The sequence below is a fragment of the Streptomyces sp. NPDC041129 genome (assembly GCF_055592265.1).
This window is the reverse complement of sequence record NZ_JBVIYV010000012.1, coordinates 1-21,849: the sequence shown is the minus strand read 5'-3', so window position 1 is coordinate 21,849 and position 21,849 is coordinate 1. Positions and strand designations below refer to the sequence as shown.

The following is a 21,849-nucleotide window of genomic DNA, read 5'->3' as shown; positions in this document are numbered from 1 at the left end:
CCTGCACGGTATAGACGTCGAAGCGGTGCCGGACTCCCTGGAGTCCGGCACCGCTTCGACGTGTGGTCTCAGCTTGCGCGGATGATCTGCAGCAGGTGGTGGGTGGCCGTATCTGTTGAGTACAGGCGGGTGGTGTGGGTGCCGCGAATGAGGAGGACGCGGTGGGTGGTCGTGGGCCTGGCCGACAAACGCAGGAACGAAGTGGAGCGGACGATCAACGCGTTGAAGTACTTTCGGGCCGTGGCCACACGCTTCGACAAACGCGCCTGCGTCTTCCACGGACCGTCACCCTCGCCTCGATCCGGCTCTGGCTCCGCCCGTGATCAGCCGGGCAGGCCCTAGGTCTGCCCGGCGAGGGGATGCCTTCACGTCTCGGCGCGACGGAACTTACGGCTTGTGGGTTACCCAGAGCAGTTCCGCCGGCCAGCGGTGTGCCCAGTCGGCTGGGTCGGTGTCGTTGTAGCCGTTGAGTGTTCCGAGTTCGGGCCGCGGCTCGATGAGGTCGTCGATGATGAGACCCGCGCCGCGCAGGACCTTGACCCAGTCGCCGTAGGTGAGCTGATAGCTGGTCGCGCCGTCTCCTTCGGCGATGGTGTTCAGCCCAAAGTAGTCCTGTTGCAGCGTCGTGGTCACGCGGCTGGCGGCTTCGTCGTAGCAAGCTTCGAACCATGGGCTGGCGACGTTGAACACCAGGCGCCCACCTCGGCCCAAGACGCGTGCGGCCTGCGGAACGGCCAGGTGCGGGGGCGCCCAGCTGAGCCCACCGAAGTCGCAGAACACCAGGTCGAAGCTGTCGGCGGCGAAGGGGAGTTGTTCGGCGGCGCCTTGCACCAGCGGATAGCGGGCCGCTCCCATCGCGCGGGCCGCCGCGGCGAGTTGGGCTTCGGACAGGTCGAGCCCGACCACGGTGGCGCCCTCGGCGGCGAGGGCCCTGGACCACTGGCCGGCGCCGCAGCCGAGCTCGAGGACGCGTTTGCCGGTGACGTCGCCCAGGGCGTGCAGGTGTGCGTCGGGGATGGAGTACATGCCCCACAGCCGGGGTGCGGCGCCGATTTGCGGGTCGTGCTCGTGCTGATAGGCGCTGCTGATCTGGTTCCAGAGCCGCCGGTTGGCGGGGATGCTGTCCACGTGCCGACTCCAGCACTGCCCGCCGGGGGCGTCAACACGATTAGGGCACTGGCCGGCCCTCGCCTCGGTCCAGCCCTGGCTCGGCCCATGATCCGCCGGACGAGCCCTAGTCCTGCGGTGCCAAGGTGCGCAGGACGTCGAACTCGTTGCCCTCGGGGTCAGCCAGGACCACCCAGTTCCGGTCCGGTCCCTGGCCCACGTCCACCTTGACGGCGCCGAGACCGAGCAATCGGGTCACCTCGTCCTCAATGCTGCCGTCGATCGGGCTGACGTCGAGGTGAAGCCGGTTCTTGACGGTCTTGCCCTCAGGCACACGGATGAACACCAAGGTGGGTGGCATCTGGCGGGCCCGGACATCCTCGACGGTTGGCACCCAGGAGCCGATCTCGACCTTGCCCTCGCTCCGGTCGACGACCTTGAAGTCCAGGACCTCGCACCAGAAGGCCGCGAGCCTCTCCGGATCACGGCAGTCAACGATCAATTCGGTGAACCTGCTTGTCATGCTTCTCCCAGATAGTGCGGACGGGGCTCAGCGTAGGTCGCCCGCCCGACGGATCCGAGATCCTTTTGACCCAGGGACATCAAGCGGGCTTGATCCTGTGGAAGCCGCCTGGCCAGGCCCGCGAACCCACGGTCTGCCCTTACCGCTGTGCCATCAGGGGCCCTGCCGGCGCAGCGGCTTCTCATTGAGCCTCGGCCAACTTGAAGACGCAGGTCGAATGGCCGGTGTGACCGGTCTCCGGGGTGCTCGTGCTGGTCGTGGGCGGCTGTCCGAGGAGTGGATCGTTTGGCTGCTCTCTTCAGCCCTCCGGACCTGTATCCGACGGCGCCTGGCATTTCAGCGGCTGCTTTCCGGACTTCGACGGCGGTCGCGGGGAGGTCTCAGCGGCTTCGACCGGACAACCCGTCACCCGGCTGTCAACAGGCCGGAGGACAGCCCGGGTTCAGTCCGCCGGGGGAGCGACTGTGACGAGCAGGGTGTGTGTCACCTCCTCGTGCAGGGCGCCGTCCAGGCCGAGGGACACGGACCCGTCCGCCGTGATCGCGAACTCCAGTCGCACCGAGCCTTCTTGGAGGTGGAAGGGATCGTCCCCGGTCCGCGCCGACGCCGTCACGCGGCGGATCATCGCGATCGCGTCGACCAGGACGGCGTGCACCGCGCCGTACCGCAGCTCGTGCTGTTGCGTCAGGTCCGGAGGCACGAGGGTCATCTCGATGACATGGGTGTCCCGGCGGGACACCGTGCGCCCGATCCTGAGTTTCATGCCGATGAAGGGGAGCCGGAAGTTCAGGGAACCGCCGGCCGTCGCAGTGGCGAGGGCGTGCAGGGTGAGCCGCACCGAGGTGACACGCAGATCCCGCCCGGCCGCGGTGGCCGACATGTTCGACTCCGTGACCGCCCGCTTGACAGCGGCTACCAGGTCCTCGACGGGCACGCCGTCGTCGGTCACGTTCACGTTTCCTCGCATCGGACGGGGGTGGGGACGACTCGGGCGGGACTGACGACGGCAGGGGCAGGGGCAGGGGCGGGGACGGGGGTGGAGACGATCGCGGCGGGATCGCCGTAGACCGTGTAAGCCAGCCAGGTGGGGTCGGTCTCGTCGTGTCCGGCGCGGGAGCGGGCCCGGTGCACCGCCGTGCCCAGCGGCTCACCCGCCGAGAGGGAGGCGTAGAAGGCTTCCGCGAACCGCTGGGCGCTGTCGCTGCGCACCGCCCACAGCGTGCCCACGAAGGCACCGGCGCCCGCGCCCATGAACTGCTGCGCCCAGCCGAGCATCCGGGTGTACTGCGGAACGGCTCCGGCCGCCCGGCAGGCGTTGATGAAGATGAGCGGGCGGTCGTCCCGCAGGGCGCCGCGGGCGACGGCGCTGTTCAGCAGAGCGGGGACGAAGGGGCCGTCCGCGAGGAGGATCGACGAACCGCCGCCCGGCTCGAAGGTGTTGTGGCAGGTGAAGTGGAGCGGTCCCGTCGTGCCCGCGTCGATGACGGTGAGGACGCCGTCCAGTGTGTCGACGACGGTTCCGGTGCCGAGAATCCGGCGGATCGACTCGATCTCGCTGTCACCGTTGACCGGGGCCCGCGCGGAGACGACGTAGTGCGGTTCACCGATCGGCAGCGCGGACGAGCGGGGCCGGCCGAGGCTGTTGCGCAGGACCGGGAACTGCTGGACCAGGAACCCCTCGTCACGGCCTGGCGCGACGGGGTAGAGGAGTTCCCACGGGAGGACGTCGTGCTCGGACGCGACGCTGAACGCCGTGATGTGGTCGCGCAGTTGCCAGAACTGCTCCTTGATCGCGTCCGGCACCATCTCCGTCCACAGACCCACCCCCGTCTCCTTCATCCAGCGTCGCGCGTGGGCGCCGGAGTACTCCCCGCGGCCCGCCGCCAGTCTCTGCAGCATGGCGTACGCGCGCTCCGCGGCCGCTTCCGGGGCGGCGGTGAGGGCCTGCGCGAGGACGGCGCCGTAGATGCACTGGTCGGAGATGAGACGGAACGTGTACTGGTCGCCGACCCGGTCCACGAGCAGCGTGACCTCGCCGGGGTGGGCGCGCATCTCGCCCATGTCGGCGACGCTGGGCGGCTCCACCGCGTAGGGGCTGTCGCGCTCCACCGACACCTCCAGGCCGATCTCGGTGAGGAACGTCCCGCCGGCCCAGGCGCTGACCCGGACGCGGTGCAGGCCCGGTTCCCGGGTCAGGAACGCGAACCGCACCGGCGCGGGGGCACCGAAGGGCGGCACCAGCAGGGTGTGCTCCAGCGGGCCCTGGGGGTCCAGTCCGGCGGGCGCCCGCACGATGAGTGTCAACGGGGAGCCGTCGCGCGCCGGCCGGAACCCGGCCAGCGGGGCCGACACGGCGCCATCGTCGTGATCCGCCCCGAACGGAACCCGCACGACCAGGCTGACCGGTTCGGACAGCCCGGCGTGGGAGGGCATCTGGGCCGAAAGGTGGTGCGTGGCGGTCGCGGGAGCGGTGTCGGGTTCCCGTACGGTCCCGGCCGGGGTCTCCTCGGCCGCGGCGTCCGCGGGCGAGGCGTCGGCCGCCATGCCGTCCCCCGACGCGCTGACCGGACCGCCGTGAGTCGTCACCGCGTCCGAGGTGTGGCCAAGGGCGTACTGCGCGAGAGTACCGCCCCAGCGGCGCCGGCTGTCCGCGGCGTCGGCGCGCGTCCACAGTCGCACGGCCTCGACCGTCCTGCCGGTCCGCGCGAGACGACCGGCCAGCACCCGCGACGCCGTCACGTCGTCGGTGGCGGCCATCTCTCGCAACTGCCACTCCACACCGGCGTCCGAGGCCCCGGACGCCGGAGCCGGTCGGGCGGCCAGGCGCGCGGCGGGGGAGGAGAGGACACGGTCGTCGAGCGCGTCCGCCGCCGCCCACCAGCGGACGGCCTCCTCCTGCACACCGAGACGGGCGAGGACGGCCGCGACCCGGCGGATGTGGTCCACGGCGCGCGCCCGAGCGGGCCCGTCCAGCTCCCGTCGGGACACCTGCGCACGCATGTTCTCGGGGGCGCGCCGCACCAGCGCCGCCACCGCCTCGACGTCATGGCGGTCGGCCAGCCGCCGCAGCCGCGCCTCGGCCTCGTCCGCTCGCCCGGCGCGGTCGAGGACGGCGACGAGGTCCCACTCCCATGGCTCACCGGCTGCGACGCCCCGGGTCAGCCAGACGACCGCTTCGTCGAGCCGCTCGACGTCGTCGCCCTCGCGCAGCCGCCCGACGAGGTCGTGCATGGCATGGAGATCACCGACGGCGGCCATGTGCCGCAGCCGGTCCTCCGCCTCGGCCGACCGTCCGGCGCTGTCGAGGGCCGCGACGAGTTCTCGCTCCAGGGTGGCGCCCGCGTGCACGGCGAGCGTCAGCCAGTGGACGGCTTCGGCGAGCCGTTGGCCGCCGCTGTTGCGTACGAGGCGTTTCGCCAGGTTGCCCATGGCGGTCACGTCACCGCTCTCGGCCCGCCGGCGCAGCTGTCGTTCCACTTTCCTGGCGCCCACGTGGTCCGCGAGTTGGTGCAGCGCGGTCTCGTCCCCGGCCGCGACCGCCTTCTCCCACCAGGCGACGGCCTCTTCGTGACGCCCGTCCTCGGCCAGCGCGGTGGCCAGCACCCGCATGGCGAAGGCGTCGCCCGCCGCGGCCAGCCGCCAGCGCCAGTCCTGTCCCTCTTGACCGGCCTTGCCGCCCGACACCCACCCTCACCCCGCACCGCATCGTTCCAACGGTTGACGGGACATCACAGTAGGGCGATCCGGGGCGAAGCACCGCCGATTCCTCCGGAAGGGCGTCGATCACCGGTGCTTTGCCGTATCCGAGGGGGCGGCCTCGTCGATCTCGGGCGGCAGGTCGAAGAGGGAAGGCTGGGTCTTCGCGGTGGTCATGGGAAATGTCCTGACGGGAGTGGCGGGGCGAGTTGATCAGCGGCCGGTGAAGACTGCGGGGCGGCGTTCGACGAACGACCTCACGCCTTCGGCGCCGTCGGCGGTGGCGATGAGCCGAGCGATCTCGGGGCGCAGTTGGGCGATGGCAGCTGCGTCGCCCAGCTCGCGAGCCCGGTGGGCGGAAGCGAGCGCGGTGCGCACGCCCAGCGGCGCGGACCGCTCGCTGATGACGCGCGCGATCTCTTTGGCCCGCTCGAGCGCGCTCGAACCGTCGGGGAGGACTTCCTGGACGAGGCCGATGCGGTGGGCCTCGGCGGCGTCGAACTCCTCGCCTGTCAGGATCCAGCGCATGGCGTTGCTCCATCCCGCTTCGCGGGGGAAGCGGAACGTGGCACCGCCGAAGGGGTAGATCCCGCGGCAGATCTCGAACTGGCTGAAGCGGGCGTCCTGGGCGGCCACCCGGATGTCGGCGGCCAGCAGCAGCTCGATGCCGAGCGTCATCACCCAGCCCTGAGCGGCCGCGACGACGGGCTTGGACCAGGTTCCGTCCAGCCGCCACGGGTCGCGTCCGCCTTCCGGGGCGGCGAAGTCACCCGAGGCCAGCTCGGCGCCGACGTCGATCATGTCCAGCCCGCCGGTGAAGTGGTCACCGTGCGCGAAGAGCACTCCGCACCACAGGTCGTCGTCGGACTCCAGCAGGCCATAGGCCACCGCCAGCTCGCTGATCATCTGCCGGGTGAAGGCGTTGCGCTTGGCGGGCCGGTTCAGGCCCATCAGCAGCACATGCCCTTCCCGTTCAACGGTGACGGCGGGCGCGTTCGCAGCCGTAGAACCCATCGCTCCTCCTGAGTTGCATGATGAGACTCGATGGACGCTAGTGGGGTCCGACTCTCCCGTGCAAGTCAATCTCATAATGAAACTGATATGGTCTGGGTCATGCGACGGACCTCATTCGACGACTGGCCCTGCTCGATCGCACGCACCGTCGACATCCTGGGCGACGGCTGGACGCTGCTCGTGCTGCGCGAGATCTTCTATGGCGAATCACGTTTCGACGGCTTCATCGACTCGCTCGGCATCGCCCGTAACACCCTCACCGACCGGCTCCGCCGACTGGAAACCGCTGCCCTGCTGCAGCGACGCCCCTACCAGAGCGAACCCGTGCGCCACGAGTACCTGCTCACCGACAAAGGCCGCGACTTCTTCGGCGTACTCGCCGCCATCAACGCCTGGGGCGACCGCTGGCTGACCGGCGAACAGGGCGTCCCGATCGTCATGCACCACATGTCCTGCGGCCACGACACCCACGCCCAGGTGACCTGCTCCTCCTGCAAGCAACCCCTGCAGCACGTGGACGTGACCGTCCACGCCGGCCCCGGCTACCCGGCTCGGCTCCTCGAAGACCCCGACGTGCAAGCCCGCTTCGGTACCGCGCAGAGCACGAAAGGCGCTGTCGGCGGCTGACCGACTTTCTCTCCTGCCGAAGTGTCGAAGTGCCGAAGTGCTGAAGGGCTGGAGGGCACCGGCGGGCACCGACCCCGTGCTCTCGGCGTGGCGCTGTCTCTGCTTGCCGAACTAGCGCGTCTCCTATGCGGCGCGCTCGGTGAGGCAGGTGTTCTCCAGTGAGGACACAGCGGCCGCCGAGCACGCCCGGCCGGGTTCCCCCGCCCCGGCACGCTGCCGTCGTTGATGAGCTACGGACCCGCACCGGGTGAGCCGTGTCTCACCGCGGCAGCGTTGCTATGCAACGAGGTGCATAGGAAGATCGTGCGCATGGCGCTCGAGCACGCGATCCTTGTCTCCCTGCTGGAGAAGCCGGGCTCAGGCTATGAGCTGGCCCGGCGGTTCGAACGGTCCATCGGGTACTTCTGGACCGCCACCCACCAGCAGATCTACCGCGTGCTCAAGCGCATGGAGAGCGACGGCTGGGTCGACGTCCGCGACGTCCCGCAGTACGGGCGTCCGGACAAGAAGGAATACTCCGTCGCCGGGCCCGGACGGGACGCGCTCTCCGCGTGGCTCCACGAACCGACCGAACCCGAGAGCGTGCGGCACGACCTGGCGGTGAAGATCCGAGGTGCCGCCTTCGACGACCCGGCCGCCCTGATCGGCGAGGTCGAGCGGCACCGGCAGGCGCACACGGACCGCCTCGCCCACTACCTCGCGGGCGAGACCCGTGACTTCGGGGACCCCGCTGCGGACGGTCCGCTCGACCCCGAACGGGAACTCCAGCACATCGTGCTGCGCGGCGGCATCGCCTACGAACGCATGATGATCGCCTGGCTCGACGACGTCCTCGCCACACTCACCCGCTTCGACACCGATCACTGACCTGACGAGCGGGCCCTCACCTGGACCGTGACCGTGCCCGGACCCACCCTCATCCATTCCAGCCGAAAGGCGGCACTCGTGACCGACGCGCTGCTGTTCAACCCGCGCACCTACGACCCCGCGCACTTCGACCCGGAGACCCGCAGGCTGCTGCGCGCCACCGTCGACTGGTTCGAGGAGCGGGGCAAACGCCGGCTGATCGAGGACTACCGCAGCCGCGCCTGGCTCGGCGACTTCCTCGCCTTCGCCGCCAAGGAAGGCCTCTTCGCGACCTTCCTCACGCCGGCCTCCGCCGCCACTGAGGACTACAAGCGATGGGACACCGCCCGCATCGCCGCCCTCAACGAGATACTCGGCTTCTACGGCCTCGACTACTGGTACGCGTGGCAGGTCACCATCCTCGGCCTCGGCCCCGTCTGGCAGAGCGACAACCCCGCCGCCCGCGCCCGGGCGGCCGAACTCCTCTCCCAGGGCGAGGTGTTCGCCTTCGGCCTGTCCGAGAAGTCCCACGGCGCCGACATCTACTCCACCGACATGCTCCTGGAGCCCGACGGCAACGGCGGCTTCCGCGCCACCGGCTCCAAGTACTACATCGGCAACGGCAACGCCGCCGGGCTCGTCTCCGTCTTCGGCCGCCGCACCGACGTCGAAGGCCCTGACGGCTACGTCTTCTTCGCCGCCGACAGCCGCCACTCCTCGTATCGCCTGGTGAAGAACGTCGTCGACTCCTCGAAGTACGTCAGCGAGTTCCGCCTCGAGGACTACCCCGTAGCGCCGGAAGACGTGCTGCACACCGGCCGCGCCGCCTTCGACGCCGCCCTCAACACCGTCAACGTCGGCAAGTTCAACCTGTGCACCGCCTCGATCGGCATCTGCGAGCACGCGATGTACGAGGCCGTCACCCACGCGCAGAACCGCATCCTCTACGGCCGCCCGGTCACGGCCTTCCCGCACGTACGGCGCGAGCTGACCGACGCCTACGTCCGTCTCGTCGGCATGAAGCTGTTCAGCGACCGTGCCGTCGACTACTTCCGCGCCGCCGGGCCCGACGACCGCCGCTACCTCCTCTTCAACCCGATGACGAAGATGAAGGTGACCACCGAGGGCGAGAAGGTCATCGACCTGATGTGGGACGTCATCGCCGCCAAGGGCTTCGAGAAGGACAACTACTTCGCCCAGGCCGCCGTCGAGATCCGCAGCCTGCCGAAGCTGGAGGGCACCGTCCACGTCAACCTGGCGCTGATCCTCAAGTTCATGCGCAACCACCTCCTCGACCCCGTCGCCTACGAGCCCGTCCCGACCCGCCTCGACGGGGCCGACGACACTTTTCTCTTCCGCCAGGGGCCGGCCCGCGGCCTGGGCTCGGTGCGCTTCCACGACTGGCGGCCCGCCTTCGACGCGTACGCCCACCTGCCCAACGTCGTCCGATTCCGCGAACAGGCCGACGCACTCTGCGAGTTCGTCCGCACGGCGGCTCCCGACGAGACGCAGAGCCGGGACCTCGACCTTCTCCTCGCCGTCGGGCAGCTCTTCGCGCTCGTCGTCCACGGACAGCTGGTCCTGGAGCAGGCAGTTCTGGCCGGCGTCGAGGCGGACGTCCTCGACGAACTGTTCGCCGTCCTCGTACGTGACTTCTCCGCGCATGCCGTCGAGCTGCACGGCAAGGACTCCGCAACCGAGGAGCAGCAGCTGTGGGCACTCGGTGCCGTTCGGCGTCCGGCCGTTGACGAGGCGCGTTCGGAGCGCGTCTGGCGGCGCGTCGAAGCTCTGTCGGGGGCGTACGAGATGATGCCCTGAGGCCCCGACGAGGCCTCGGACCGCCTCGCGAGTACGGCGGCCGCCGCCGTACTCCGCGAGCTGTCCGCCGGTGAGTGTAGAGCGGTTGGCGGAAGGCCGACGATGACCTACCCGGCGTCCACGGGCACCGGTCGCACCGATTCCCGCCACCGTCGGATACCGCCCGGGTCGGCTCACGGTGTGGCCCCCGGGCCCGGGGGCCACACCCCCGGACGCCCGTGCCCCCGGGCCCGGGGGCACGGTGAAGTCGGTTGTGCACCGGGCCAGAGGCCGGGAAGGCAGTCGGCGCGGAGACGGGAGTTGAACCGAGCCCGCGACACACGCACGATGTCCTCCCACGACACGGCCTCACGCCTCGTGGCCGCGGCACCGAAACTCCGGTTCCAAAGTGCTCTGACCACATTGGTTCGCCGGGTTGGGTGGTCGGGGCGGTTGGATGTTGCGTGACGTCCGATCCGAGTGCTGGGGGTGTGGTGGCTGAGCCTCTCCGCGTGCGCAGGTTGACCGACCAGGAGGGGCAGAAACTGCAGCAGATCGCGCGTCGGGGCAGCACCAGTTCGGTCCGCTTCCGACGCGCAATGATGCTGCTGGCGTCGGCCGGCGGGAACCGGGCCCCGGTAATCGCCCAACTGGTGCAGGCCGACGAGGGCACCGTCCGGGACGTGATCCACCGGTTCAACGAGATCGGCCTGGCCTGTCTGGACCCTCGGCGGGCGGGCGGCCGTCCCCGCCTGCTCAGTCCTGACGACGAGGACTTCGTCATCCAGACGGCCACCACCCGCCCACCAAACTCGGCCAGCCCTTCACCCACTGGTCCCTGCGCAAGCTCGTCGCCTACCTGCGCAAAGCCCACGGCCACAAGATCCGGATCGGCCGCGAGGCGTTACGCCGCCTTCTCGCCCGCCGCGGCGTGACCTTCCAGCGCACCAAGACGTGGAAGGAATCCCCGGACCCCGACCGCGAGGCGAAGCTGGACAGGATCGAGGAGGTCCTCGACCGTTTCCCCGGCCGGGTCTTCGCCTGCGACGAGTTCGGCCCGCTCGGCATCCGCCCCACCGGCGGTGCGGGCTGGGCACCGGCCAGTCACCCCGCGCGGCACCCAGCGACCTACCACCGCACGCATGGCGTCAGGTACTTCCACGGCCGCAATTCGGTCGGCGACGACACCCCAGGTGGTGGTTGTGGGGGCGTTCGAGTACTGGGAGTCACGTGATCAGCTGACTAGTAGTCTGCGGCCATGTCTGATCCCGTCCCCTTCGCCATGCCCACCCGTTTCGACGGAGGCCGAGATCGTGTCGCGGTTGTCGTTCCAGGTGTCGGTTACTCGCCTGCCCGGCCGCTACTTCACTTCGCCCGGAGCGTCCTGCTCCAGCACGGCTGGACGGTCCAGGAGCTGTGGTGGCAGATCCCCGATGGGTTCGCGCAGTTCACGGTGGACGATCGGATCGCATGGGTGGAGCGGCAGGTCGCCGAGGCCATCGAAGCCGAGGCGGGGGCTTGTCGGCTCGTCGTCGGCAAGTCCCTGGGCTCCCTCGCCTGCGGCATCGCAGCTGACAGGAACATCCCGGCAGCCTGGCTCACCCCGGTCCTGACCATCGACCACGTTGCCGCGGCTCTCCGGCGAGCCATGGAGCCGACCCTCCTCATCGGCGGAAGCGCCGACAAGGTCTGGGATTCACGAATTGCTGCGTCCCTGCGACACGACGTCCTGGAAGTGCCCTCGGCGGACCATGGCCTGGAGCTTGCGGACGATGCCGCAGGATCGGTTGACGTCCTGCGGCAAGTCGTCTCTCGGCTGGACCGCTTCGTCGGCTCGCTCGGCCGCTGAGGGCATCTAAGAAGATCGGCTCGGGCGGGTTCCAATTAGCAGCTGGCGGAGGTGTCCGGCTTGCCGGCGGGGCCCTTTGGCCGCTTGCTGGGGCGGTAGCTGGGGCCGTTCATGATGACCTGATGGCTGGAGTTGATCAGCCGGTCCAGCAGGCACTCGGCGACGACCGGGTTGGGGAAGAGGGATACCAGTGGCTGGGCGCCCTGTCGCTGGTGATGATCAGGGACCGGCCCTGTCGTTCGGAGACGAGTTCGGAGAGGCCGTCGGCCTGGAGGCGGACAGCTGGCGCACGGCGAAGTCATCGAGGATGAGCAGGTCGAGGCGGATGAGTTCCCGCAGGCGCTTGTCCCAGGTGCGGTCCGCGTGGCCGCCGGCGAGCTCGGCGAGTATGCGGCTGGTCTTGGCGAAGCGGACGTTGGCGCCCTGGCGGACGGCCTGGTGGCCGAGTGCCTGGGCGACGTGCGTTTCCCGACGCCAACAGGCCGAACAGAATGACGGACTCACCGGAGGGGAGCCGGCGCAGGGCGGCCAGGTCGCGGATCTGGGCGGCTGGCAGCTTGGGGGAGGCGTTGAAATCGAAGCCCTCCAGGGTGGCTGGCTGCTCGAACTTGGCCTTGCGTAGGCGGCGTTCGAGCGCGACGCTCTCGCGTCGGGTGATCTCGTCGTGGCAGAGGACCTGCAGGAAGTCGAGGTGTCCGAGTTCGCCCTTCTGGGCTGGGTGAGGCGGGCGTCGAGGGTTTCGAGCATCCCGGACGGCCGCAAGGTCTTGAGGGAGTCGCGCAGGGCGGTTGTCATCACGCTCATCGAGCGGCCTCCTCGGCGTCATCCTGGCCATGGTCGTCGTGGACGCTGCCGGGGGTCTGGGTGGGGATGGTGGCCGCGAACAGGCCCTCGGGCCCGTGCAGAAAGGCCGAGGCTCCGGTGTCGCCCGTCCCGCGCGCCGCGGTGATGTGCTCGGCGATGTTCCGCGTGGTCACCCGGGCGGTGTCCGGGTCGGCCCACAGCTCGTGGACCTACCGGCGCAGACCCCGCTCCACCTCGGTGACCGGCTCGTCCGCGTCGGCGCTCAGCTCGCGCGCGGCCCGGGCCGCCAGGCTGTCCGGGGGTGGCCCGGGCAGCGGCGGGGTCAGGCGGCAGCGGGCAGGGCCCGCAGCGCCTCCCCGATGAGGGCGATGCCCTCCTCGATCTCGTGGGCGGCGCCCGCCGCGTAGCCGAGGACCAGGCCGGGCGGGCCGGGGGTGAGGCGGTGCCAGGACAGGGGGTGGGCCTTCACACCCCGGGCGAGCGCGGCCGCGGCGAGGTCGGTGTCGCGGACGCGGCTGCCGGGCTCGTCGGCGAAGGTGACCATGAGGTGCAGTCCGGCGGCCGCCCCGTGGACGCGGGCGCCGGGCAGGTGTGCCTCGACGGCCCGCAGCATCACGTCCCGGCGCCTGCGGTGGCGGCGCCGGACGTGGCGCAGGTGCCGTTCGAGCTCGCCCGAGTCCATGAGCCGGGCCAGGACCAATTGGGTGAGGATGCCGTTGCCGAGGTCGGCGTACCGCTTGGCGGTGACCAGGGCGTCGCGCAGGTGCGGCGGGACCAGGAGCCAACCGACCCGCAGTGCCGGGGCGAGCAGCTTGGAGACGCTGCCCGCGTAGCAGACCCCGTCGGGCAGCAGCGAGCGCAGTGCCGGTACGGGGGGCCGGTCGTAGCGGTGCTCGGCGTCGTAGTCGTCCTCGATCACGACGCCGCCCTCGGCCGCCCAGCGCAGCAGCTCGCGCCGGCGTTCCCCGTCGAGGACCACGCCGGTGGGGAACTGGTGCGCCGGGGTCATCAGCACGGCCCTGGCCCCGCAGACCCGCAGCGCGTCGACGTCCAGGCCGCCGGCGTCCACGGGGACGGGGACGGTCGTGTGGCCGCCGTACTCCAGCTGCTGGCGCGCGCCGAGCGAGCCGGGGTCCTCGACGGCGACGCGGTCGACGCCCTCGGCACGCAGCAGTTGCCCGAGCAGCCCCAGGGCCTGCGCCACACCGGCGACCACCACGACCTCGTCCGGGTCGGCGCGGATGCCGCGGTTGCGGGCCAGCCAGCCGACGACGGCCCGCCGCAGCGCGGGCGCGCCCTGGGGGCTGCCGTAGCCGAAGTCGGCCGGGGTGACGGCGCCGAGGACGGCGCGTTCGGCGCGCAGCCAGGCGGTCCGGGGAAAGGCGGCGAGGTCGGGCACGCCCGGGGAGAGGTCGATCCGGCAGGGCAGGCCGCGCAGGGCGTCGACGACGCCGTCGCGGTGGGGGAAGGCGAAGAAGGCGTCGGAAGCGGGGGTGGGGGTGCGAGGGTAGGAGGCCCGATGCTCGGCGGCGGGGGGTGACGAGAGTGAGGGGCGGCCGGATGCCGAGGAGGTTGCGGGCGGTGCTGAGGGAGACGCCGGGGGCGCCGGGGCGGCGACGACCACCGTGCCGCCTCTGCCCCGGCCGGCGATCTGGCCTGACTCGGACAGCCGACGGTAGGCCTCGGTGACCACGCCCCGGGTGACGCGGAGCTCCTCGGCGAGCACGCGGCTGGCGGGGAGCCGCGTCCCGACCGGCAGGCGGCCGTCGGCGATGGCCGACCGCAGCCGGTCGGCGAGCCAGGCGGTCCGCCCGCCCGGGGGCGCGTCGGCGATGTCGAGCTGGAGGAAGTCGGAGCCGAGGGACGCGCCGGGCCGAGACGGACGGCCGTCGGCCGCGCCGCCGGCCCCGGAAGCCGTACCGGCCGATCTCACCGGCGCGTCCGTTGCGACGGTTTTGGACCCCGCAACCGACGACTCTCTGGACCTGTCCATGGCGTCCATTGTGCGGCCAGGGTGGACCCATGGACACCCCTTCCGCATCCTTCGCGCCCCTGGTCCCCGGCATGGTCGGGATGGTGCTGGTCGGCAGCAGCGTCAGCGTGTCGCACGCGCTCGTCCACGCGCCGCTGTTCACAGCCCAGGCCGTGCGCTACGCGGCCGCGACCGCGATCCTGCTGCTCCTCGCCCGGCTCGCCGATACCCGCCCGGTCCGGCCGCGCGGCCGGGAGTGGCTGTGGCTGGCGGGGCTCGCGGTGACCGGGCTGGTGCTGTTCAACGTGGCTGTGGTGCGGGGGGTCGCGCACGCGGAGCCCGCGGTGATCGCGGTCGCGGTGGCGTCGGTGCCGGTGGTCCTCGGGGTCCTGGGCCCGCTGCTGGAACGGCGCGCTCCGAGCCGGCAGGTGCTGCTGGCGGCGCCCGTGGTGGTGGCGGGCGCGGTCCTGGTGGAGGGCACGGGCCGTACGGATGCGGCCGGGGTGGCCTGGGCAGCCCTGGCCCTGGGCTGCGAGGCGGCGTTCACGCTGCTGGCGGTACCGGTGCTCGGCCGGCACACGCCGTGGGGGGTGTCGGTGCACGCGTCGTGGCTGGGCGCGGTGCTGTTGGCCGTCCTCGGCGTGATACGCGAAGGCCCCACGGCGGCGGGGGAGTTGACGGGGGCGCAGTGGGCGGCCGTGGGCTACCTGGCACTGCTGGTCACGGCGGTCGCCTTCGTGCTCTGGTACTCGACCGTACGCACCGTCGGCACCGGCCGCGCCGGCCTCCTCACGGGCATCGCCCCGCTCGCGGCGGCGGCGGTCGGCACGGCGACGGGCGCGGGGGTGCCGGGATCCCCGGTGTGGCTGGGGATCGCGGTGGTGATCGGGGGGCTGATCGGGGGGCTGCGGGCGTCTCGGGCTCACGGCGCAGCCGCCTCAGTGGACGCCGCGCCCCGGACAGCACCCTCGCCCGCGTCGACGCGCTCGAGGTAGGCACAGGTCCGACGGCCGACCGGAACTCTCGTGCCACGGTTGCGCGCCGGCGTCCGGCCGTCGAGCAACGTGTCCGACGTCGGCGACGCCCCGGACAGGCGTCACCGATGGGTGTTGCACCTGTGGCCGGCCGAGCGCACGCTGGCGCGGCGCCGCGGCCTGGGCTTTTCATCGTCGCCGGCGGGTTGGATTCCCTCGATGTCCTGTGCCTGGACTGGTACGGCCCTACTCCGAAAGACGTACCGCGAACGCCGGTGCCTGACCTGGCCATGCTACGGCCGGTCGGCGGGGCGCGGGCGTGCCCGAGTCGAGGATGAAATGGTCACACCCGCTGAGCAACAGTGCCGGGGAGCCGTAACCGTACCGACGATCGCCTTGTTGGTTCCGCGGTCTCCGTGTGGGTACCGGGCCGGCGGGTAGCCGGTGAGCGTGACCGCATCCGCCATCGCCGTCCTCGACATCGACGGGACACTCATCGACTCCAACTACCACCACGCCCTCGCCTGGTACCGGGCACTGCGCTCGGTGGGCGAGATTTATCCGGTGTGGCGGCTGCACCGGCTCATCGGGATGGGCGGGGATCAGGTGGTCACCGCTGTCGGTGGCGAGGAACTGGAGCGCCGGGTAGGCGACCGGGCCAGGGAGCAGCAGGGCAAGGAGGTCGACGAGCTGCTGGAGGAGATGGCGCCGTTGCCCGGTGCTCGCGATCTCCTCGTGGCGGTCAAAGAGCGCGGTCACCGGCTGGTGCTGGCCAGCTCTGCTCAGCCGCGTCACGTGGAGGTCTTTTTGGACATGCTGGACGCCCGTGACATCGTCGACGACTGGACCACCAGCGCCGATGTGGAGTCCTCCAAGCCGGCGCCGGATCTGCTGCAGGTGGCGCTGAAGAAGTCGGGAGCGCCGCCTGACGCGTCGAGTGTGATGGTCGGCGACTCGGTGTGGGACGTTGAGGCGGCCAAGAGAGCGGGGATGCCGGCGATCGTCGTCCGTTCCGGCGGCTTCGGGGACGACGAGCTGCGGAAGGCCGGCGCCATCGCCCTCTATGACACCCCCGGCGACCTCGCGAAGGCACTGGACGACACCCCACTCGCCTGACGCCCCCACCGTCGCCGAGCCCGCCCGGTTGCGGTGCCCGATACCGGCCGCGCGGTGAAAAGCATCTACTGTCCCACCCCCGAGGGAGTACCGCCACCGATGACCGCCAATGAGGCAGACCCCGCCACCGAGGCGAAGAGCACCCGCCCCGAGGCTCCCGCCGAGGCCGCGAGCGGCGCACCCACCGGCAACCCCTTCCAGCCACACCCCACCCTCCCTGAGGGGATGGGCGATCTCGACCGCCGCGCGATCGACACCGTGCGCGTGCTGGCGATGGATGCCGTACAGAAGACCGGCAACGGCCACCCTGGCACCGCGATGAGCATGGCCCCCACCGCCTACCTGCTGTTCCAGAAGTGGCTGCGCCACGACCCGGGCGATCCGAACTGGGTCGGCCGTGACCGCTTCGTGCTGTCGATGGGGCACTCGAGCCTCACCTTGTACATCCAGCTCTTCCTCTCCGGCTACGGCCTGGACCTGGCCGACCTTCAGGCGCTGCGCACCTGGGGCTCTGCGACCCCGGGCCATCCCGAGGTCAACCACACACCGGGGGTGGAGACGACGACCGGCCCGCTCGGCCAGGGCGTCGGCAACGCCGTCGGCATGGCGATGGCCGCCCGCCGCGAGCGCGGTCTGCTGGACCCCGACGCCCCCGAGGGCGAGAGCGTCTTCGACCACACGATTTGGGCGTTCGCCTCCGACGGCGACCTGGAGGAGGGCGTCAGCGGCGAGGCGTCATCGCTGGCCGGCACTCAGGAGCTGGGCAATCTGGTCCTGGTCTACGACGCCAACCGGATCTCGATCGAGGACGACACCGACATCGCGTTCACCGAGGACGTCGGCAAGCGATACGAGGCTTACGGCTGGCACGTGCAGCACGTCGACGACGGCGAGGACCTGGCCGCGGTCGACCGCGCACTGGCCGCTGCCCGAGCCGAGACCGGCCGCCCGTCGCTGATCGTGCTGCACACGATCATCGGCTGGCCCGCGCCGAACAAGCAGAACACCGGCGCGGCCCATGGATCCGCGCTGGGCGAGGACGAGGTCCGGGCGACCAAGGAGATCCTCGGCTTCGACCCCGACAAGACTTTCGAGGTCGACCCGAAGGTGCTCGAGCACGCCCGCCGGGTCGCCGAGCGCGGCACGCAGGCGCACGCGACGTGGCAGCAGCGCTTCGACGCGTGGCGGGCCGGCAACCCCGACGGTGCCGCGCTGCTTGAGCGGCTGTCCACCCGTCGGCTGCCGCAGGGTTGGGCGGACGACCTGCCGGTCTGGGACGCCGATCCGAAGGGCGTGGCGACCCGGAAGGCTTCCGGCGAGGTCCTCGCCGCCCTGTACCCGGTCCTGCCGGAGCTGTGGGGTGGTTCGGCCGACCTGGCGGAGAGCAACAACACCGCGGTCAAGGGGGAGGCTTCGTACCTGCCCGAGAGCCGGCAGACCAAGATGTGGTCGGGCGGCCCGTACGGGCGCACGCTGCACTTCGGCGTCCGCGAGCACGCCATGGGCGCGATCATGAACGGCATCGCGCTGCACGGCGGGACCCGCGTGTACGGCGGCACGTTCCTCACCTTCTCCGACTACATGCGCGCTGCGGTGCGGCTGGCCGCGCTCATGCAGCTCCCGGTCACCTACGTGTGGACGCACGACTCCATCGGGCTGGGCGAGGACGGCCCCACCCACCAGCCCATCGAGCACTACGCGGCGCTGCGGGCCATCCCCGGCCTGGACTTCGTCCGCCCGGCCGACGCCAACGAGACCGCGGTGGCCTGGCGCACGATCCTCGAGCACAACGACCGCCCGGCCGGACTCGCCCTGTCCCGGCAGAACCTGCCCGTCTTCGACCGCACACAGTTCGCGTCGGCCGAGGGCGTCGCCCGGGGCGGCTACGTGCTGGCCGAAGCCTCCAGCGGCAGTCCTGAGGTCATTCTGATGGGCACCGGAAGCGAGGTGCAGATCGCCGTCGCCGCCCGGGAGACGCTGGAGGCCGACGGCATCCCGACGAGGGTCGTGTCACTGCCGTGCTGGGAGTGGTTCGCGGCCCAGGACCGGGCCTACCGCGAGCAGGTGCTGCCGCCTGCGGTGCGCGCCCGGGTGAGCGTCGAGGCTGGCGTGCCCATGGGCTGGCGGGAGTTCGTCGGCGACGCCGGCCGCATCGTCGGACTTAACCACTACGGTGCCAGCGCGGCCTACACCGTGCTGTACGAGCAGTTCGGGCTCACCGCGGACGCGGTCGTCGCCGCGGCCCGGGAAAGCCTTGCCGCCGCCGAGGCACCGCCGCTAGCCCCCGCCGGCCCGGACAGCGCCGGCGTCCTGCAGGCCCCCACCGGCGATCGCTGACCCGCCTGCCCCGCCCACGGCGGGGCGGGGCGGGCGCGGCGCACAGCGCCGACGGGTCGCCGCCGGCGTCGAGCGTGCGCCGCAGCCGGTCGGACCCCCGCAGCAGGTCGCTGAAGCCCCCGGAGCCTGCCCCGGCACCCTCCGTCCGGTGCCGTCCGGTGCGGTCGGCGGTCGCGGGCGTCGGGATGTTCGGCGAGGGCGCGACCCACGCCAGACCGGTGGGCCGGCGTCCATGGCCCGCCGCGACGCCGTGACGGCGGTGGCGTTGTCGGACCCGTCTGCAAGGGTGGTCGGTGTGCGGCAGGGTGCCGTCGGGCTGGGCGCGGGAGGCGACATGGGGACGGGACCGGGGGACGGCTGGGAGGGCGGTGTCGACTGGGAGGGCGGTGTACTCACACCCGGAGCTGCCCGAGGGAGCGGTGGACCGCGACGGGTACGTGGTGTGCGTGCTGGAGCAGCTGTTCCGCGCGCTATACCGGCGCGACGTGTTCGCCTCACCGTCGAACCGGTGGGCGGACCCGCGGGCGCGGCTGCTGGACGGCAAGCAGTGGGAAGCCGTCTGCGAGGACGTACTGCACTTCTCGCCCCGCTTCCGCGACCTGGCCGACCAGAGGTTCTGGCGGGCGGAGCTGCCCGGGGTGGAGACCGGTGGGTACGGGCCGTTGGAGCCGCTGGCCTGCAACAAGGTGAATCTGAACAAGGTGATCACGCACTGGCCGGACATGCTTGGAGTGGTCGGCTCCCTGGTCACCGGGCAGGTTTGCGCGTACGACCTGCTGCGGATGTTCGGCCGCGAGGGACGCCCCACCCCGCTGGGCACCGCGTTCGCCGAGCACGGGCGGATCGCCAAGACCCTGCACCTGCTACGGGTGGTCGACCCGGTCGACGACACCTACCGGCGGCAGATGAACCGGCAGCTCACCGTGCAGGAGTCCCGCCACAAGCTCGCCCGGGACATCTGACACGGCAAGCGCGGGCAGATCATGCAGGCGTACAAGACGGGCCAGGAGGACCAGCTCGGCGCGCTCGGTCTCGTGCTGAATGCCGCCGTACTGTGGACGACCCGCTATCTCGACGCCGCAATCGAGGAGTTGCGGGACCTGCCCGCCGAGGAGCGCGAGCACGATGTCCTGGACGAAGACGTCGCCCGCGTCTCCCCGCTCAAGCACGCCAACCTCAACGTGCTCGGCCGCTACAGCTTCCGCGCCTCCACCCCGGTCGACGGCAAGCTGCGCCCGCTGCGCGACCCAGGGTTCGGCGGCTTTGACGAGGACAACGACGGCGCAGAACAGTGATCGACCGAGCCAGACCGAGGGCGGACGCGATGCCCGTCCGGACGGTGTGCCGCGGTCGAAGTGTCGTCCTTGGCAACTCGGACCTGAGCGGCAGACCATGGTGACGTGCCCTCGATTCAAAGTCTGCCGAGGCGGTCCGGTGAGGTGCCCGGATCAGTACGCTTTACCGGCATAGGGACAGACATGGGGCGGGCAGCCTTGCCAGGGGGATGACCAGGCGTTGGTTGTTCTGGCTTCGGCGTTCGGGGCGGCGGTGGTTTCGGCGGCCGGCACCGAGGTGTCAGCCAGCGCGCGACTCTGTCGAGGGCCTGGGGTCGTTCGGGAAGGCGTGCGACCACCAGATCGCCGGTGCGTGTGAAGACGAACATCCGATGGTGGCGTTAGGTCACAGTGCAGGTAACCGCATAGATCCAGAACCACGCCTGGTGGACGTCTGGCTCTGAGCACGCAGCACCTAGCTGAGGACAGATGGGCACGGTGCTATGTCGACCTTGAGATCCTGTGACACCCGGTCCAGTAGTGCGTGACAGTCGCCTGCCGTTGGGCCCACGACGACCCAGTGCGCAAGACGGTCGTCCGTAGCTGCTTCGGATATCGAAACGACCTTGTGACCGATCCGTTGAGTGACGGCGGCGCGGTTCACCAGCGGATGATGCGCAGGGGAAGTCACGGTCAGCCGTTCGATGCGGCCGCTGGCAGCGGGGTATGCGAAGTGAACTGCGGCTGCTCGCTGGCTAGTCGGGGTCAGCTGTGGGGATCGCCTGAAAACTAGGTCCGCGGCCACCTGCGGGAGGCTGATGCCGGTGGCTCGCTTGATGAGCAGCGGGATGAGATCGCCCGGTAAGTGAGATGTGATGTCGGTAATCCGTGGGCCTCGTGCGGTCAGCTTCATCTCCAGATGAAGCAACCCAGAGGTGACGCCCAGAGCTATGACTGCTCCATCGACCGTCCGTCGCAAGAGGTGATTGTGCAGCAGGCTGTCGTGCGCGTACACGCTGTGGCGTACCGGCTGTCGCACAGGAGGCGGGCCCAAGATGGTTTGCGTGATCGCCACGATCTGCACGTCACCCCTGTCCGAGACGACAACCTCGGCCGCGATCTGTGGACCGTCGTGAAGTTGCTCGAGCAGCACGCCTTCCCATCGACGGTCAGGAACCGGTGCTGGCTCATTGTTCATACGAGCGTAGGTAGTGAGTACTTCAGCGCGACTCTCAGCCTGCATCGCGCAGATTTCTCTGGTCCTCGATTTGATGACTACGGGATATCCAAGCAAGTCAGCCTGAGCTGCTGCCTCTTCGGGGCTGCGCGCTTCTGCCCAGCGCGGGACAGGCACACCGTGCTTGCCAAGTGCCGTCCGGATCGCCACCCGGTCACAGCAGACGGCAACGGACTCCGCGGCAGGCCCGCACAACTCTAGATGGTTGGCGACCTCGGCGGCGGTGAGCAGATGTTCGCCCATGTAGGTGAGTACGCCTTTCAGTGAACCGCTCCGGGATCGGTGGAGGCCCTATGCGTTGACTCCAGCCGCCGGTTGGGGCTGGTGATGAGCGTAGTAGTTGGTTTCGTGCTCGTGGGGCGGGATGTCTCCAATCGCGGTGTGGAGCCGTTGGTTGTTGAACCAGTCGACCCATTCTGCGGTGGCGAGTTCGACGTCGGCGAGGCCGTGCCAGGGCCTGCGGGGCTTGATCAGTTCCGTTTTGTAGAGGCCGATCTGGGATTCCATGAGCGCGTTGTCCAGGGCGTCGCCGACGGTGCCGATCGAGGCGTCGATGCCGGCCTCGAGAAGGTGCGCGGTGAGCCCGCATCCGAATGGTGAACCAGTCCCGGTCCGGCGGGAGTTCCGGCGCGATCACGGCGCCACAAGGCCATGTCGAGGGCGTCGAGGACGAGCT

At 70.6% G+C, this 21,849-nt stretch carries 16 protein-coding genes and 5 pseudogenes; 10 read left to right on the top strand and 11 right to left on the bottom strand.

What is annotated here, in order from left to right; genetic code table 11:
- Window positions 1-68 precede the first annotated feature (68 nt).
- The gene (locus ACZ6B1_RS30195; protein WP_468783915.1) at window positions 69-248 is read right to left on the bottom strand and encodes a hypothetical protein; all 180 of its coding nucleotides are present in this window, start codon (window positions 246-248) and stop codon (window positions 69-71) included.
- On the opposite strand from ACZ6B1_RS30195, the pseudogene ACZ6B1_RS30190 reads away from it, so the two are divergent.
- A pseudogene (locus ACZ6B1_RS30190) lies at window positions 187-323 on the top strand (IS5/IS1182 family transposase); the annotation flags it as partial. The gene ACZ6B1_RS30195 and the pseudogene ACZ6B1_RS30190 overlap by 62 nt on opposite strands.
- A gap of 64 nt (window positions 324-387) precedes the next feature.
- On the opposite strand, the gene ACZ6B1_RS30185 reads toward ACZ6B1_RS30190, so the two are convergent.
- The 5 genes from ACZ6B1_RS30185 to ACZ6B1_RS30165 all read right to left on the bottom strand — a co-directional run bounded on the left by ACZ6B1_RS30185 (window position 388) and on the right by ACZ6B1_RS30165 (window position 6,340).
- Window positions 388-1,128: a class I SAM-dependent methyltransferase gene (locus tag ACZ6B1_RS30185; protein WP_468783541.1), complete on the bottom strand. Its 741-nt coding sequence runs from the start codon at window positions 1,126-1,128 to the stop codon at window positions 388-390.
- A gap of 106 nt (window positions 1,129-1,234) precedes the next feature.
- A complete protein-coding gene (locus tag ACZ6B1_RS30180; protein WP_468783539.1) occupies window positions 1,235-1,630 on the bottom strand; it encodes a VOC family protein in 396 nt (131 codons plus the stop codon).
- Window positions 1,631-2,072: 442 nt separating this feature from the next.
- On the bottom strand, window positions 2,073-2,579 hold the full coding sequence (locus ACZ6B1_RS30175; RefSeq protein ID WP_468783538.1) for a trypco2 family protein: 507 nt from the start codon (window positions 2,577-2,579) through the stop codon (window positions 2,073-2,075).
- Between the two features lie 2 nt (window positions 2,580-2,581).
- A complete protein-coding gene (locus ACZ6B1_RS30170) occupies window positions 2,582-5,314 on the bottom strand; it encodes a CHAT domain-containing protein (protein WP_468783536.1) in 2,733 nt (910 codons plus the stop codon).
- A 225-nt stretch (window positions 5,315-5,539) separates the two neighbouring features.
- Entirely contained in the window at window positions 5,540-6,340 is an 801-nt protein-coding gene (locus ACZ6B1_RS30165) for a crotonase/enoyl-CoA hydratase family protein (protein ID WP_468783534.1), read from the bottom strand.
- A 99-nt stretch (window positions 6,341-6,439) separates the two neighbouring features.
- On the opposite strand from ACZ6B1_RS30165, the gene ACZ6B1_RS30160 reads away from it, so the two are divergent.
- The 5 genes and pseudogenes from ACZ6B1_RS30160 (at window position 6,440) to ACZ6B1_RS30140 (ending at window position 11,459) form a co-directional block, all read left to right on the top strand.
- Window positions 6,440-6,967: a winged helix-turn-helix transcriptional regulator gene (locus ACZ6B1_RS30160; protein ID WP_468783532.1), complete on the top strand. Its 528-nt coding sequence runs from the start codon at window positions 6,440-6,442 to the stop codon at window positions 6,965-6,967.
- A 309-nt stretch (window positions 6,968-7,276) separates the two neighbouring features.
- A complete protein-coding gene (locus ACZ6B1_RS30155; protein WP_468783530.1) occupies window positions 7,277-7,834 on the top strand; it encodes a PadR family transcriptional regulator in 558 nt (185 codons plus the stop codon).
- A 78-nt stretch (window positions 7,835-7,912) separates the two neighbouring features.
- Window positions 7,913-9,631, top strand: coding sequence for an acyl-CoA dehydrogenase family protein (locus tag ACZ6B1_RS30150; RefSeq protein ID WP_468783528.1), 1,719 nt, complete (start codon window positions 7,913-7,915; stop codon window positions 9,629-9,631).
- A 473-nt stretch (window positions 9,632-10,104) separates the two neighbouring features.
- Window positions 10,105-10,808 (top strand): annotated as a pseudogene (locus ACZ6B1_RS30145) (helix-turn-helix domain-containing protein); the annotation flags it as partial.
- 60 nt (window positions 10,809-10,868) lie between these two features.
- Window positions 10,869-11,459: an alpha/beta hydrolase gene (locus tag ACZ6B1_RS30140; protein ID WP_468783526.1), complete on the top strand. Its 591-nt coding sequence runs from the start codon at window positions 10,869-10,871 to the stop codon at window positions 11,457-11,459.
- Between the two features lie 35 nt (window positions 11,460-11,494).
- Here ACZ6B1_RS30140 and istB read toward each other — a convergent pair.
- From istB to pdxR, 3 genes and pseudogenes are all read right to left on the bottom strand, one after another.
- A pseudogene (istB, locus tag ACZ6B1_RS30135) lies at window positions 11,495-12,263 on the bottom strand (IS21-like element helper ATPase IstB).
- Window positions 12,260-12,436, bottom strand: a complete 177-nt coding sequence (locus ACZ6B1_RS30130; RefSeq protein ID WP_468783524.1) for a hypothetical protein — start codon at window positions 12,434-12,436, stop codon at window positions 12,260-12,262. The pseudogene istB and the gene ACZ6B1_RS30130 overlap by 4 nt, the downstream one beginning before the upstream one ends.
- Window positions 12,437-12,585: 149 nt before the next feature.
- A complete protein-coding gene (pdxR, locus tag ACZ6B1_RS30125; protein WP_468783522.1) occupies window positions 12,586-14,265 on the bottom strand; it encodes a MocR-like pyridoxine biosynthesis transcription factor PdxR in 1,680 nt (559 codons plus the stop codon).
- A 20-nt stretch (window positions 14,266-14,285) separates the two neighbouring features.
- On the opposite strand from pdxR, the gene ACZ6B1_RS30120 reads away from it, so the two are divergent.
- The 4 genes and pseudogenes from ACZ6B1_RS30120 to ACZ6B1_RS30105 form a co-directional block, all read left to right on the top strand.
- Complete coding sequence (locus ACZ6B1_RS30120) at window positions 14,286-15,230, top strand: EamA family transporter (protein ID WP_468783520.1); 945 nt, start codon at window positions 14,286-14,288, stop codon at window positions 15,228-15,230.
- A gap of 429 nt (window positions 15,231-15,659) precedes the next feature.
- The gene (locus ACZ6B1_RS30115) at window positions 15,660-16,325 is read left to right on the top strand and encodes an HAD family hydrolase (protein ID WP_468783518.1); all 666 of its coding nucleotides are present in this window, start codon (window positions 15,660-15,662) and stop codon (window positions 16,323-16,325) included.
- A 99-nt stretch (window positions 16,326-16,424) separates the two neighbouring features.
- The gene (gene tkt / locus ACZ6B1_RS30110; protein WP_468783516.1) at window positions 16,425-18,662 is read left to right on the top strand and encodes a transketolase; all 2,238 of its coding nucleotides are present in this window, start codon (window positions 16,425-16,427) and stop codon (window positions 18,660-18,662) included.
- Between the two features lie 578 nt (window positions 18,663-19,240).
- Window positions 19,241-19,957 (top strand): annotated as a pseudogene (locus ACZ6B1_RS30105) (Tn3 family transposase); the annotation flags it as partial.
- A gap of 454 nt (window positions 19,958-20,411) precedes the next feature.
- On the opposite strand, the gene ACZ6B1_RS30100 reads toward ACZ6B1_RS30105, so the two are convergent.
- Together ACZ6B1_RS30100 and ACZ6B1_RS30095 are read right to left on the bottom strand one after the other, a co-directional pair.
- The gene (locus ACZ6B1_RS30100) at window positions 20,412-21,416 is read right to left on the bottom strand and encodes an acetate--CoA ligase family protein (protein ID WP_468783514.1); all 1,005 of its coding nucleotides are present in this window, start codon (window positions 21,414-21,416) and stop codon (window positions 20,412-20,414) included.
- 48 nt (window positions 21,417-21,464) lie between these two features.
- Window positions 21,465-21,849 (bottom strand): annotated as a pseudogene (locus ACZ6B1_RS30095) (integrase core domain-containing protein); the annotation flags it as partial.